General features: G+C 68.5%; 13 protein-coding genes. 9 read left to right on the forward strand and 4 right to left on the reverse strand.

The window, feature by feature from the left end; translation table 11 throughout:
• Positions 1-7: 7 nt before the first annotated feature.
• The 3 genes from PFX98_RS16910 to PFX98_RS16920 form a co-directional block, all read right to left on the reverse strand.
• Positions 8-1,483 carry an NCS1 family nucleobase:cation symporter-1 gene (locus PFX98_RS16910; RefSeq protein ID WP_285231657.1) on the reverse strand — a complete coding sequence of 492 codons (1,476 nt, stop codon included), beginning with the start codon at positions 1,481-1,483 and terminating at the stop codon, positions 8-10.
• A gap of 82 nt (positions 1,484-1,565) precedes the next feature.
• Positions 1,566-2,873, reverse strand: a complete 1,308-nt coding sequence (preA, locus tag PFX98_RS16915; protein WP_285231658.1) for an NAD-dependent dihydropyrimidine dehydrogenase subunit PreA — start codon at positions 2,871-2,873, stop codon at positions 1,566-1,568.
• A 3-nt stretch (positions 2,874-2,876) separates the two neighbouring features.
• A complete protein-coding gene (locus tag PFX98_RS16920; RefSeq protein ID WP_285231659.1) occupies positions 2,877-4,238 on the reverse strand; it encodes an NAD(P)-dependent oxidoreductase in 1,362 nt (453 codons plus the stop codon).
• 135 nt (positions 4,239-4,373) lie between these two features.
• On the opposite strand from PFX98_RS16920, the gene PFX98_RS16925 reads away from it, so the two are divergent.
• The 3 genes from PFX98_RS16925 to PFX98_RS16935 are packed head-to-tail and all read left to right on the forward strand — an operon-like array spanning position 4,374 to position 7,064.
• Positions 4,374-5,069, forward strand: a complete 696-nt coding sequence (locus PFX98_RS16925; RefSeq protein ID WP_285231660.1) for a TetR/AcrR family transcriptional regulator — start codon at positions 4,374-4,376, stop codon at positions 5,067-5,069.
• Positions 5,066-6,271, forward strand: coding sequence for an ATP-grasp domain-containing protein (locus tag PFX98_RS16930; RefSeq protein WP_285231661.1), 1,206 nt, complete (start codon positions 5,066-5,068; stop codon positions 6,269-6,271). Before PFX98_RS16925 ends, PFX98_RS16930 begins: the two co-directional genes overlap by 4 nt.
• Entirely contained in the window at positions 6,264-7,064 is an 801-nt protein-coding gene (locus PFX98_RS16935) for an amidohydrolase family protein (RefSeq protein WP_285231662.1), read from the forward strand. The genes PFX98_RS16930 and PFX98_RS16935 overlap by 8 nt, the downstream gene beginning before the upstream one ends.
• Here the strand turns inward: PFX98_RS16935 and PFX98_RS16940 are convergent.
• Positions 7,061-7,387, reverse strand: coding sequence for a DnaJ family domain-containing protein (locus PFX98_RS16940; protein ID WP_285231663.1), 327 nt, complete (start codon positions 7,385-7,387; stop codon positions 7,061-7,063). The genes PFX98_RS16935 and PFX98_RS16940 overlap by 4 nt on opposite strands.
• Positions 7,388-7,449: 62 nt before the next feature.
• Here PFX98_RS16940 and PFX98_RS16945 point away from each other — a divergent pair, with 62 nt between their 5' ends.
• The 6 genes from PFX98_RS16945 to PFX98_RS16970 all read left to right on the forward strand — a co-directional run bounded on the left by PFX98_RS16945 (position 7,450) and on the right by PFX98_RS16970 (position 13,347).
• On the forward strand, positions 7,450-7,959 hold the full coding sequence (locus PFX98_RS16945) for a YbaK/EbsC family protein (protein ID WP_285231664.1): 510 nt from the start codon (positions 7,450-7,452) through the stop codon (positions 7,957-7,959).
• Positions 7,956-8,177: a DUF1289 domain-containing protein gene (locus PFX98_RS16950; protein ID WP_285231665.1), complete on the forward strand. Its 222-nt coding sequence runs from the start codon at positions 7,956-7,958 to the stop codon at positions 8,175-8,177. The genes PFX98_RS16945 and PFX98_RS16950 overlap by 4 nt, the downstream gene beginning before the upstream one ends.
• A gap of 7 nt (positions 8,178-8,184) precedes the next feature.
• The gene (locus PFX98_RS16955) at positions 8,185-8,829 is read left to right on the forward strand and encodes a 2-hydroxychromene-2-carboxylate isomerase (protein ID WP_285231666.1); all 645 of its coding nucleotides are present in this window, start codon (positions 8,185-8,187) and stop codon (positions 8,827-8,829) included.
• A 108-nt stretch (positions 8,830-8,937) separates the two neighbouring features.
• Positions 8,938-9,873: an ATP-binding cassette domain-containing protein gene (locus PFX98_RS16960; protein ID WP_285231667.1), complete on the forward strand. Its 936-nt coding sequence runs from the start codon at positions 8,938-8,940 to the stop codon at positions 9,871-9,873.
• Positions 9,870-11,453: a hypothetical protein gene (locus PFX98_RS16965; RefSeq protein WP_285231668.1), complete on the forward strand. Its 1,584-nt coding sequence runs from the start codon at positions 9,870-9,872 to the stop codon at positions 11,451-11,453. Before PFX98_RS16960 ends, PFX98_RS16965 begins: the two co-directional genes overlap by 4 nt.
• A 208-nt stretch (positions 11,454-11,661) precedes the next feature.
• Positions 11,662-13,347 carry an MFS transporter gene (locus PFX98_RS16970; protein ID WP_285231669.1) on the forward strand — a complete coding sequence of 562 codons (1,686 nt, stop codon included), beginning with the start codon at positions 11,662-11,664 and terminating at the stop codon, positions 13,345-13,347.
• Positions 13,348-13,439: the final 92 nt, after the last annotated feature.

A 13,439-nucleotide genomic window follows, 5' to 3' on the forward strand; every position in this document is an offset into this window, starting at 1 on the left:
TGATAGCTCAGGCGCGCTTGAGCGCCAGCCCTTGTTCGTTGACCTTGCCCGCCATCGCCAGGCGATACACCAAGGCCGCGATGCCCAGACCAATGAACCAGGCATAGGTATAGACCTGTTTGAAGATGTCCGCCACCTCGGGGAAGGCGGCCGGGAAGGCGGCGTTCAGAAAGCCCGGCACATTGGGCAGCACGCCCAGCACGAAGGCGGCCACCGCGGCCCAGTTCCAGCCGTTTGTGTAGCCGTAGGCGCCGCGCTCCTGGTAGAGCTGGGCCACGTCCAGCCGGGTCTTGCGCAGCAGGTAGTAGTCGACGATGAGGATGCCCGCCACCGGCCCCAGCAGGGCCGAGTAGCCGATCAGCCAGGTGAAGATATAGCCCTGGGTGGATTCCAGGATCTTCCAGGGCATCATCAGGATGGCCAGGCTGGCGGTGATATAGCCGCCGGTCTTGTAGCTGATGGCCTTGGGCGCCAGCGCCGAGAAGTCGTAGGCGGGGCCGACCAGATTGGCGGCCAGATTGACGCTCACCGTGTCGATCAGCAGCACGATCAGCGCGATCAGCACCGCCGCGCCGCTCATGCGGCTGGCCAGGTCCACCGGGTCCCAGATCGCCTTGCCGTAGATCACCACCGTGGCCGAGGTCACGAATACCGCCAGCGCGGCCAGCAGGCCCATCGGCGCCGGCAGGCCGATGGCCTGGCCGACGATCTGGTCCTGCTGCGACTTGGCGAAGCGCGTGAAGTCGGGGATGTTGAGCGCCAGCGTGGCCCAGAATCCCACCATGGCGGTCAGCGAGGGCCAGAACACGGCTGAGAACTGGCCGGCCTTCTTGCCGCCTTCCACAAAGGCCGAGGGCTGCTCGAGTATGGGCCCAAAGCCGCCCGCTTTTTCATAGGCCCAGTAGAGCAGAACGAAGCAGATGAGGATCTTGACTGGCGCGGTATAGGTCTCGAGCTTGCGGATCGCGTCGATGCCATGCACCACGTAGTAGAACTGGATCGCCCAGAAGGCCAGGAAGCAGCCGAACTGCGCCAGGTTGATGCCCAGGCCGGGCAGCTTGTCGCCCTCCAGCGGATGGCCGATCAGCACACCCGCCAGGGTGTAGATCATCATGCCGCCAAACCAGGTCTGGATGCCATACCAGCCGCAGGCCACGAGCGCGCGCAACAGGGCAGGCAGCTTGGCGCCGCTGGTGCCGAAGGAGGCGCGTGCCAGCACCGCATAGGGGATGCCGTACTTGGCACCCGCATGGCCGATCAAGAGCATGGGCACCAGCACGATCAGATTGCCGAGGAACACCGTCAGCACCGCCTGGTTCCAGCTCATGCCGGACTCGATCAGGCTGGCCGCCAGCGTGTAGGCAGGGATGCACATCACCATGCCTACCCACAGGGCCGCAAAGTGGTACCAGCGCCAGGTGCGCTGGGCGGCGCTGGTGGGTGCCAGGTCCTCGTTCCACAACTCGCTGCTGCGTTCAACCATGCTGTCGACTCCGTTCTCGGGGATGTTCAGGGTGAGCAAACTCTGTGCCCAGGCGCCTGGAGGCGCCATGTGGATAACCCTGTCAGGTGGCTGCCCGCATCGGGTTGTTGGGATGCGAAGTCCAGTTGGCATAGCCCGCGCGTACCGGCTCGCCAGTGCGCGCGTCGATCTCGCCGGGCTTCAGCGCGCGCATCGTGATGGTGTCGGGCACCGGGCAGATCGAGACGCAGAGATTGCAGCCCACGCACTCGTCTTCCATCACTTCGAAGTAGCGCCGGCCCTCTTTATCCATCGCCGTGATGGCCTGGTGCGAGGTGTCCTCGCACACCACATGGCAACGCCCGCACTGGATGCAGCTGTCCTGGTTGATGACGGCCTTTTCCACGTGGTTGAGGTTGAGCTGGTTCCAGTTCTTCACCGAGGGCACGGCCAGCCCCATCATCGCGTCGAGATTGCGGTAGCCCTTCTCGTCCATGAAGTTGGAGAGGCCCGAGCACATGTCCTGCACGATCTTGAAGCCGTAGACCATGGCGGCGGTGCAGACCTGCACCGTGCCGCAGCCCAGCGCGATGAACTCGGCCGCATCGCGCCAGTTGCTGATGCCGCCGATACCCGAGATCGGCAGCCCGGCGGTGGCGGGGTCGCGCGCGATCTCGGCCACCATGTTCTGCGCGATCGGCTTCACGGCCGGGCCGCAATAGCCGCCGTGCGAACCCCAGCCGTCGGTGCTGGGGTTCATCAGCATGCGGTCCAGGTCCACGCCCATCACCGAGTTGATGGTGTTGATGAGCGAGACCGCATCCGCGCCGCCGGCCCTGGCCGCGCGCGCCGGCTGGCGCACGTCGGTGATGTTCGGGGTGAGCTTGACGATCACCGGCAGCTTTGTGTACTGCTTGCACCAGGCCGTGACCATCTGGATGTACTCGGGCACCTGGCCCACCGCCGAGCCCATGCCGCGCTCGCTCATGCCATGCGGGCAACCGAAGTTGAGTTCGATGCCGTCGGCGCCGGTGTCTTCCACCAGCGGCAGGATGGCTTTCCAGCTGGCCTCGGTGCAGGGCACCATCAGCGAGACGATCATGGCGCGGTCCGGCCAGGCGCGCTTGACGCGCCGGATCTCATCCAGATTGGTGCGCAGCGGCCGGTCGGTGATGAGCTCGATGTTGTTGAGGCCGATGACGCGCCGATCCTGACTCATCAGCGTGGCATAGCGCGGGCCACTGACGTTCACCACCGGTGGATCCTCGCCCAGGGTCTTCCAGACCACGCCGCCCCAGCCCGCCTCGAAGGCGCGCGTGACGTTGATCTCCTTGTCGGTGGGCGGGGCCGAGGCCAGCCAGAAGGGATTGGGGCTCTGGATGCCCAGGAAATTGCTGCGGATGTCAGCCATGGCTCAAGCCCTCAGGAATTGATCGATGGAGATCGCGGCCAGCTTGCCGTGCTCCACGGCTTCGACCGTGAGATCGCGCCCGCCCAGGCGGCAATCGCCGCCGGCCCAGACCTTGGGATGGCTGGTGCGGCCGGCCTCATCGGTCTTGACGCGGCCGTTCTGCACTTCGATGGTGGGCGAGAGCGGATCACCAATGAGCTTCTGCCCGATGGCCTTGAGCACCATATCGGCCTGCAGTTCGAACTGTTCGCCCGTGTCCACCAGCTGGCCGTCGCGCTCGGCGGTGACGGCGAAGCGCATGCCGGTGACGCGCCCCTCGCTGCCCAGCACCTGCAGCGGCCGCGCCCAGGTGCGCAGCGCCACGCCATTGGTCTGCGCCCATTGCTGCTCATGCGCCGAGGCCCCCATCTGCGGCTGGCCGCGGCGGTACACGATGCTGACCTCGCGCGCGCCCAGCAGCCGGCTCTGCACCGCGGCGTCCACCGCCGTCATGCCGCCGCCGATGACGAGCACGCGCTGGCCCACCGCCACCTCGCTGGGGCGGGCCGCCTGTCGCAGTTCGGCAATGAACTCGACCGCGTCGCGCAGGCCATGCAGGGCCGGCTCGGCCACGCCCAGCGCATTCACGCCCGCGAGGCCCAGGCCCAGGAACACCGCGTCGTACTGCAGGGTCAGGTCTTGCAGGCTGAAGTCCCGGCCCAGGGCCTGGCCGCACTGCACGCCGATGCCGCCGATGGACAGCAGCCACTCCACTTCCTTCTGTGCGAAGCCATCGGTGGTCTTGTAGCTGGCCAGGCCGTATTCGTTCAGGCCACCCAGCTTGGGCCGCGCCTCCAGCAGCGTCACCTCATGGCCGGCGCGCGCCAGGCCATGGGCGGCGGCCAGGCCGGCGGGCCCGGCGCCCACCACCGCCACGCGCTTGCCGGTGGCAGCGGCGCGGGTAAAGAGTGGTGGGTTTTGCGCAGAAACGGGTTTGGCGAAGAAGGCATCGGTGGCATAGCGCTGCAGCAGGCCGATCTCCACCGGCTTGCTCTCGTTGCCATGGCGCACGCAGCCCTGCTCGCACAGGACCTCGGTGGGGCAGACGCGGGCGCACATGCCGCCGAGCGGATTCGCGCTCAGGATCGCCTCGGCCGCGCCGCGCTCGTTGCCCTGTGCGATGCGGGCGATGAAGCTGGGAATGTCGATGCCGGTGGGGCAGGCGGTGGTGCAGGGCGCATCAAAGCAGTAGTAGCAGCGCTCGGCCTCGATGAGGGCCTGGTGGCGCGTCAGCGGCGGGTGCGCGTCGGCGAAGTTGTGCGCATATTCGGCCTCGCTGAGGCGCGCGGCCTGGATGCCATCTGCGCTGGCGGATCGCTGGTCCATGGGTTCTCCCTGGTCGTGGCGGGCCGCCAATCGCGGCAGCCATGAGGAATGATTTACCAACTGGTAAAAACTAACCAGCTGGTAGATTCCCGTAGCACCACGCCGGGGCGGGCATGCACTCTGATAATCCGCGCCATGCCCAGAAACGTGCCCGCCACCTCTCCCAAGCCCGAGCTCAAGCCCATCGCCAAGAACCCGGCCGCACCGCGCGCCGCGCGTCTGCAAAAAGAGTCCCAGATCCGTGCCGAGGCCGAGCGCCAGTTTGCGCAATACGGCTTCGAAGGTGCCTCGCTCGAGAACATTGCGGCGGCCCTGGGCCTCTCGCGCCACAACCTGCTTTACTACTACCCCAGCAAGGAGGCGCTCTACCGCGTGGTGCTCGACGAGGTGCTGAAGGAGTGGCTGGAGCGCATGGCCGGCATCGTCGGCGGTACCGACCCGGAGGCCGCGCTGCGCGACTACATCGCCGCCAAACTGCGCTTCTCGCGCGAGCGCGCGGCCGGCTCGCAGGTGTTTGCGCGCGAGGTGATGGCCGGCGCGCCGCGCTTTCGCGATGCGATCGAGGGTCAGGTCTTGCCGGCGCTGAACGCGGATGTGCAGACCTTCGAGCGCTGGGCGCGCGAGGGCCGGATCAAGGTGCTGGACTACCGGCATCTGATGTTCACGGTCTGGTCCAGCACCCAGGCCTATGCCGATCTGGCGCCTCAGTTCGCGATCCTGCTCGGCAAGTCCAGGCTGGACGAGGGCGACTACGAGGCCGCCGGAACGCTGATCACGCAACTGGTGCTGGCCGGGCTGCGCCAGGGCCGGCCCGCATCGGAGGAGGCATGAGCGTCTTGCTGCTCGGTGCCGGGCGCGGGCAGTTGGCGGCCTATCGCGCCGCCCGCGAACTGGGGTTGACCGTGGTGGGCGTGGATCCCAATCCCGCGGCACCCGGCCTGGCCATGGCGCAGCATCGCTACAGCTTTGACCTGGCTCACCAGCAGCGAGCCCTGGAGGTGGCGCAGCGCCACCGCGTGCAGGGCGTTTTCACCATGGCCGCGGATTACCCCATGCCAACCCTGGCGGCACTTTGCGCGGCCTTGGCGCTGCCAGGCCCGAGCGTGGACGCCGTCCGCAATGCCACCCACAAAGCGCGCATGCGCGAAGCATTTGCCCGGCACGGTGTGCCCGGGCCGCGCTGCCTGCCGGCGCACAACGCCGCCGAGGCGATCGCTTGCGCACGGGAACTGGGCGGTGACGTGGTCTTGAAGCCGATGCTGAGTCAGGGCGGGCGCGGCATCAGCCGCGTCCCTGCCGGGGCCGATGTCGAGCGCCTGCGGCTTGCCTACGCGCATGCCCAGGCCCACACGCGGGCCGATGGCGTGCTGGTGGAAGACTGCGTCGATGGCCCCGAGTTCTCGGTCGAGACATTGACCTGGCAGGGGCAAAGCCGGGTCCTGGCAATCACCGACAAGCTCACGAGTGGTGCGCCACATTTCGTAGAGCTGGGCCATCAGCAGCCCAGCAGCCTCGACACGCAAGCGCAGGGGCGGCTTGCTGCCACCGCGCTGGCGGCGATCCGTGCGCTGGGCATTGACCAGGCGGCGGGCCACCATGAGATGCGCTTGGGCGCGGCCGGGCCGATGATGATGGAAAGCGGTGCGCGCCTGGGCGGGGGCTTCATCACCAGCGATCTGGTGCCGCTGTCGACCGGCATTGATCTGGTGCGCGCGGCCCTGCAGGTCGCCATGGGACAGTCGCCTGATCTTCGCCCGCAGCGCGCCAGTTCGGCTGCCGCCGTCCGTTTCATGACGGCGGCGCCCGGACGCGTGCTGGCCATCGAGGGCCTGGCCGAGGCCCGTGGGCAGGCCGGCCTGCAATGCCTGGATCTCTACCGCCAGCCCGGCGATCTGGTGCCGCCATTGACGGACGCCGCCGCGCGTTGCGGCCATCTCATTTGCTGCGCCGCGTCGCCGGTCGAGGCCGCGGCGGCGGCCGATGCCGCACTGGCCCGCTTGCAAATCACGACCCAGGAGGGCGCACATGATTGATGACGAGCTGCTCGATTCGCTGGCACATCCGACCTTGTCTTCGGGCTGGCTGGGCCAGGGGCGCGATGCCAGCTTCGCCGCGCTGGCGGGTGAGCTGCAAGCCCAGCCCTATCTTGGCGCTTGCGCAATCGGACTGGCAGGCGTGGAGGGCTACAGCCATCGGGGCTTCATCGAGGCCTGCCGCGCGTATCCGGGCATGATTCCGATCGCGGGCTGCGACCCGGCGTGCGACGGCTCGCTCGAGGCGTTGCGGGCGTTGCGGGCGATGGGTTTTCGAGGCATCAAGCTGCACCCGCGCTTTTCCGGCCTGACCCGGCGCCTGGACAGCCTGGCCCCGCTGCTGCGTGCCGCCGGAGATGTCGGATTGGTGGTGTTCTTCTGCACCTACCAGCATTGCGGGCTGGAGCAGTACCCCGACGAGGATCCCTTCTTCACAATGGTGGGTCTGCTGCGCGAGGCGCCGCAGACCAAGGTGGTGCTGGTTCATGGCGGTGACGTGTCGGTGCTGCGCTATGCGCAGCTGGTGCGACACAACCCGCGGCTGCTGCTCGACCTTTCGCTGACGCTGATGAAGTTCCAGGGCAGCTCGGTCGATGCAGACCTTGCCTACTTGTTCCGGCACTTCGACCGCCGCATCTGCGTGGGCAGCGACTGGCCCGAATACAGCCTCGGCGAGGTGCGCGCGCGCTACGAGCATTTCGCTGCCGGCTTGGCGCCGGACAAGCGGCGCAATATCGCGCATGGCAATCTGCTCGCCTTTCTGGGCGTTGACAGGGCCTCGCTGAGTGCCTAGAGCGTGGCGTTGCGCCTGAGGCTCTCCAGCCGCAGCGCGATGGCCTGTTCGAGTTCGCTCAAGCGCTGCTGCAGCGCTTGGCGTTCCAGCGGGTCCGCGCAGGCCTGCAGGCCTGCCGCCAGCGCGGCGCGCTCGCGCATGCGCTCGACCTCGGGCGGCACGAAGCCGGCGTTCTTGAGGATCTTGAAGGGCATGCGCAGGCCATCCGGTGTGGCCAGATAGCCGGCGTCCTCGTCCAGCGGCTTGCCAAAATGCTCCGCCTGGCGCAGTTCGCCGGATTTGCGCGCCTGTTCCAGGTGCCGGGCAATCTCGTCGTCTTGCATGGGCCGATTCTGCCTTGGCCCGACGCCGGCAGGGGCCGTCCAGGCCTGCCAGAATGCCGTCCATGCAAGATCCGAATATCAGTATCCGTCCCGAAGGTTTTCAACGCGTCAGCGCGGCGCTGCGTGATCGCCAGCATGGCCATGCACCGCTGTGGCTGGAGGTGGCGGCCCGCACCTCGCAGGAGGCCGCCGACGCGCTGGGCGTGAGCCTGGGCCAGATTGCCAAGAGCGTGGTGTTCCGCCGCAAGGTCGACGAGCAGGCGGTGCTGGTGATCGCCTCGGGTGACAGGCGCGTGGACGAGAAAAAGCTCAAGGAGCTGACCGGCCCGCTGGGCCGCGCCGATGCCGACTACGTGAAGGCGCGCACCGGTTTCTCGATCGGCGGCGTCTCGCCGCTGGGCTTTGCGCCGACGGGCGATGCCGCGCCGCCGCTGCTGTTCATCGACCGCGAGCTGTTCCGCTTCGAGCTGATCTGGGCCGCCGCCGGTCATCCCAATGGCGTGTTCCGCATGCGCCCGGACGAGCTGGTGCAGCTCACCGGCGCGCCGGTCATCGATGTGGTGCAGGCATGAGCGATACCCCCGCACGCGTCGCCTCGCCCTGCACCAATGTCTGCCGCATGCACGAGGCGAGCGGCTTTTGCGAGGGCTGCGCGCGCACCATCGCCGAGATCGCCGCCTGGTCGCGCGCCGACGACGCCAGCCGCCTGGCCATCCTCGCCGCGCTGCCGCCGCGCCGCGCGCTGCTGGTGGAGCAGGGCATCTACACCGCCGCCGAACCCAGCATCTGAGCAGCCTATGAAGCACATCCGTTTCTATTTCGACCCGATCTCGCCCTATGCGGCGCTGGCCTTCGAGCGCCTGCCCGAGGCGCTGGCGGGCCAGAGCTACAGCGTCGATTACGTGCCAATCCTGTTCGCCGCGCTGCTCAAGGCCGGCGGCCAGAAGGGGCCGGCGGAGATCCCGGCCAAGCGCGCCTGGACCTATCGCCAGATCGCCTGGCACGCGCACCAGCTGCAGATTCCGATGCAGCTGCCGACCCCGCATCCCTTCAATCCGCTGGCCCTGCTGCGCCTGGCCTGGGCCAGCGCCGAGCCGGGCCGCACGCCGAGCCGGCTGGCGGTGGAGCGCATCTTCCGCCATGTCTGGCGCGGCGCCGGCGCCGACCCCAACGAGCCGCAGCGCCTGGCCGACCTGACGCAAGACCTGGCCCTGGTGCAGGACCCCGAGGGCGAGCCGGTCAAGCAGGCGCTGCGCGGCGCCACCGATGCGGCGCTGGCGGCGGGCGTGTTCGGCGTGCCCACGCTGGAGCTCGAGGGCCGGCTGTTCTGGGGGCTGGACGCGCTGCCCATGGTGGCGGCCTGCCTGCAGGGGGATGCCTGGTTCGACGGCGGCGCCTGGGAGGCGGCCGGCGCGGCGCCGCCCGGGGTGCAGCGCGGCTGAAGCGGGGCTCTCTGCAGCGCATGCCGGGCGCTGCGCAATTGGTCGCAAGGCGCGCGACGCCCCGGCGCCGAGTTCCTAGCATGGCTTCCACATCGTTCGGGAGCCATCATGTCGGCCACGCCAACACCATCGCAACAATGCCCGCCCAGCCTGGAGCTGAAGGGCCTCGGCAAGCAGTACGCCGGCGGCTTCTGGGGGCTGCGCGAATTCAGCGCCTTGCTGCAGCCGGGCATCACCGGCATCCTGGGGCCCAACGGCGCCGGCAAGTCGACGCTGCTGCGCATGCTGGCCACGCTCAGCACGCCCAGCGCCGGCGAGATCTGCTGGAAGGGCGAGCGCGTGCCCACCGGCGGCCTGCACTGGGGTCAGGTCTTGCGCGAGCGGCTGGGCTATCTGCCGCAGGACTTCGGCGTCTACCCGCAGCTCAATGCGATCGAGTTCCTTGGCTATCTGGCCGCGGCCAAGGGCCTGTCGCCGCGCAGCGCCAGGGCGCGCATCGACGACCTGATCGCGCTGCTGAATCTGCAGCATTGCGCCAAGCAGGCCTTGGGCGGCTATTCGGGCGGCATGCGCCAGCGCGTCGGCATCGCCCAGGCGCTGTTGAACGACCCCGAGCTGCTGATCCTGGACGAGCCCACCATCGGGCTCGACCTGGCCGAGCGGGCGGCCTTCCGCCACTTGCTGGCCGAGCTGGCGCAGGACCGCATCATCCTGCTCTCCACCCACATCGTCTCCGACCTTGAGGCCACCGCCGAAGACATCCTGATGATGGCCGGCGGCCGCCTGATCGCGCGCGACTCGGCCGATTCGCTGGCCTTTGCGCTGCAGGGCCAGGTGTGGCTGTGGACCGTGCCTTTCAAGGACGTGGAGGCGCTGCGCCAGCGCTGGCTGGTGGCGGGCATGCTCAAGCGCCCGCAGGGCATGCAGCTGCGCGTGCTGAGCCCGGTGGCGCCGCACATCGATGCGCGCGCCGCCGAGCCGAATCTGGAAGACGCCTATCTGTGGGCCACGCGCCCGCGTGCTGCCCAGGCGGAGGCCGCATGAGCGGGGCGCTGCGCTGGCTGGCGCCGATCTGGCCGGTGGCCTTGGCGGACTTGCGCGAGCGCAGCCGCGGCCGCGGCTTTGTGCTGGCGCTGCTGCTGTGCGGCGCGCTGGCCGGCCTGGTGCTGCGCGGCGACATGATGCTGGCCGTGGGCGGCTACCGCGGCGCCCACAACGCGGCCTGGGTGGGCGCGCAGATGGCGCTGGTCTTCAACACCATGATGAGCTTGTTCGGCTACTTCCTGATCAAGGGCGGCGTGCAGCGCGACGCGCGTTCGGGCATGGACCAGATCCTCGGCAGCACCGGCCTCGGCGCGCTGCGCTACATGCTGGGCAAATGGCTCAGCCATCTGCTGTTGCTGCTGAGCATGCTCCTGGTGATGCTGGCGATGGCGGTGCTGCAGCAGTTCCTGCCGCCGGCGGGGCTGGCGCAGGTGGCGATGGCCGGCCCCTGGCAGGCGGCCACGGCACTGCTGGGCCCCTTCCTGGTGTTGAGCCTGCCGCTGCTGATGCTGCTGGCGGCGCTCAGCCTGGTGTTCGAGAGCCTGCCCTGGATGCGCGGCGCGCTGGGCAATGGCGTGGTCGTCCTGTTGCTGGGCGTGCTGATGAGCCAGGCGGTGCTGCGCAGCGAGCGCGGCGCGGCCGAGCCCTTGGGCATCTCGGTGCTGGTGCCGGATATGCGCGCTGCGCTGCTGAGCCAGGTGCCGCAGGAGAAGCTGCCCGGCTACACCCTGGGCTCGGGCTTCACCAGCGCCACGCAGCTGCGCCAACAGGGCGTCTTCCAATGGAACGGCATGGCCTGGACCGCTCGCCAGGTGCTGACGCAATGGGCCTTCGTGCTGCCCGCGGCCGGCTTGCTGGGGCTGGCGGCCTGCTTTCATGCCGCCTATGTCGCGCGTGGCCGGCGCATGCCGGCGGCCGAACCGCTGGCGGAGCTGGCCGAGGCCGAGCCGCGCGGTGCCGGCCGCCTGCGCCAGGTGCTGCGCCTGCCGCCGGGCTTGCGGCGCTTCGGGCCGCTGCTGTGGGCGGAGCTGCGCCTGTTGCTGCGCCAGCCGCGCTGGTGGCAGGCCGGCGCGCTCGCGCTGATGGTGGCCGGCGCCTTGCTGACGGGTGCGCGCGCCCAGCATGATCTGCTGCTGGCCAGCCTGGCCTGGGCGGCGCTGATGCTGGCGCCGGCGGGTGGCCGTGCGCCCGCCCATGACGCCGGCGCGCTGCTGGGCAGCAGCGCCTGCGGCGGCCGCAGCCAGCGGCTGGCGCTGTTCGCTGCGGGCGTGTTGCTGTGCCTCGCGCTGTGCGGCGGTGCCGGCCTGGCAATGCTGGCGGCGGGGCGCTGGGAGCTGCTGCTGGCCACCGCGGCCGCCTGCCTGTTCCTGCCGGCCCTGCTGATCAGCCTGGGCGCCTGGAGTGGCGGCCCGCACCTGGGCGAGAGCGTGGCCATGCTGTGGCTGCTGCTGGGCTGGCAAGGCCTGACCCCGCTGGATCCGCTGCTGAGCGGCGCGCCGGTCTACGCCGGCCTGGCCCTGCTGGCCTGGGCCGCGGGCGAGCTGATGCCGCGGCGCCGCCTCGAGCAAGCTTGGGCCTGAGCCGCCGCGGCGCATCGCGGTGCGCTCGGTGCTTACCCTTGATGGGGCTCAAATTTCGCATGGAGAAACAGTGGCCTAGGGTTGCTGCGGGTTTCGTCAGCCAGCGTTCAGTCTCGCGTCAGAGACGGGTCAGAGGAGGGGCTCACAGTCGCCCCCAAGGATCACCGGGCGGTGGTTCTCCACGACGCTTCTACTGGAGACTTCTCACATGGCAACTGCTACTGCAGTGTCGACCAACACGCCGATGACGGCGGAAGAGAAGAAGGTCATCTTCGCCTCTTCCCTCGGCACGGTGTTCGAGTGGTACGACTTCTACCTCTACGGTTCGCTGGCGCCGATCATCGCCAAGCAGTTCTTCTCGGGTCTGGACCCGCAGGCGGCCTTCATCGCCTCGCTGCTGGCCTTTGCCGCGGGCTTCATCGTGCGCCCCTTCGGCGCACTGGTGTTCGGCCGCCTGGGCGACATGATCGGTCGCAAGTACACCTTCCTGGTGACCATCCTGATCATGGGTCTGTCGACCTTTATCGTGGGTGTGCTGCCGTCCTATGCCACCATCGGATCGGCCGCCCCGGTGATCCTGATCGGCCTGCGCATGCTGCAGGGCCTGGCGCTGGGCGGCGAGTATGGTGGCGCCGCCACCTATGTGGCCGAGCATGCCCCGCAGGGCAAGCGCGGTGCCTACACCTCCTGGATCCAGACCACCGCGACGCTGGGTCTGTTCCTGTCGCTGATGGTGATTCTGGGCACCCGCACCATGATCGGTGAGCAGGCCTTCGCCGAGTGGGGCTGGCGCGTGCCCTTCATCGTCTCGATCCTGCTGCTGGCCATCAGCGTCTGGATTCGTCTGTCGATGAACGAATCGCCCGCCTTCCAGAAGATGAAGAGCGAGGGCAAGACCTCCAAGGCACCGCTGTCCGAGTCCTTCGGCCAGTGGAAGAACCTGAAGATCGTGGCGCTGGCGCTGTTCGGCCTGGTGGCCGGCCAGGGCGTGGTCTGGTATTCGGGCCAGTTCTATGCGCTGTTCTTCCTGACCAGCGTGTTGAAGGTGGATTCGTCCACCGCCAACATCATGGTGGCGGTCTCGCTGCTGCTGGGCACGCCCTTCTTCGTGGTGTTCGGCACGCTGTCTGACAAGATCGGCCGCAAGCCCATCATCATGGCCGGCCTGCTGCTGGCCTGCGTGACCTACTTCCCGCTGTTCAAGGCACTCACCAACGCCGCCAACCCGGACCTGGCCAAGGCGCAAGCCTCCGCGCAGATCTCGCTGACGGTGGACATGAGCACCTGCTCCTTCCAGGGCAGCCCGATTGCCCGTGAGGTGGACTTCACCAGCTCCTGCGACATCGCCAAGCGTGCCCTGGCACTGTCTTCGGCCAGCTACGAAACCCTGCCCGGCGCGGCCGGCAGCGTGGCCGTCGTCAAGGTCGGCGACAAGCAGATCACTGGTCTGAACGCGAGCGTGGCCGCAGGCGGTCACAAGTTCGATGAGGCCAGCGCCAAGGGCATCGCCGCCTTCAAGAAGGAACTGGGCGACGCGATGAAGGCCGCCGGCTACCCCGCCAAGGCCGATCCGGCCAAGGTGAACCAGCCGATGGTGATCGCGATTCTGTTCGTGCTGGTGTTGTACGTGACGATGGTCTACGGCCCGATTGCGGCGATGCTGGTGGAGCTGTTCCCGACCCGCATCCGCTACACCTCGATGAGCCTGCCGTACCACATCGGCAATGGCTGGTTCGGTGGCCTGCTGCCCTCCATCACCTTCGCGATGGTGGCGCAGAACGGCAACATCTACCACGGTCTCTGGTACCCCATCGGCGTGGCCGCCATGACCCTGGTGATCGGCCTGCTGTTTGTGCGTGAGACCAAGGACGTGGACATCTACGCGCACGACTGATGTCGACCTGACTGCAGCGCGACTGCAGCCAACCGAAAAGGGCTCCGCAAGGAGCCCTTTCTCGTGGCGTGAGCTCTAGGCGCGTTCGTTTG

Source organism: Paucibacter sediminis (genome assembly GCF_030254645.1).
GTDB classification, from domain to species: domain Bacteria; phylum Pseudomonadota; class Gammaproteobacteria; order Burkholderiales; family Burkholderiaceae_C; genus Paucibacter_B; species Paucibacter_B sediminis.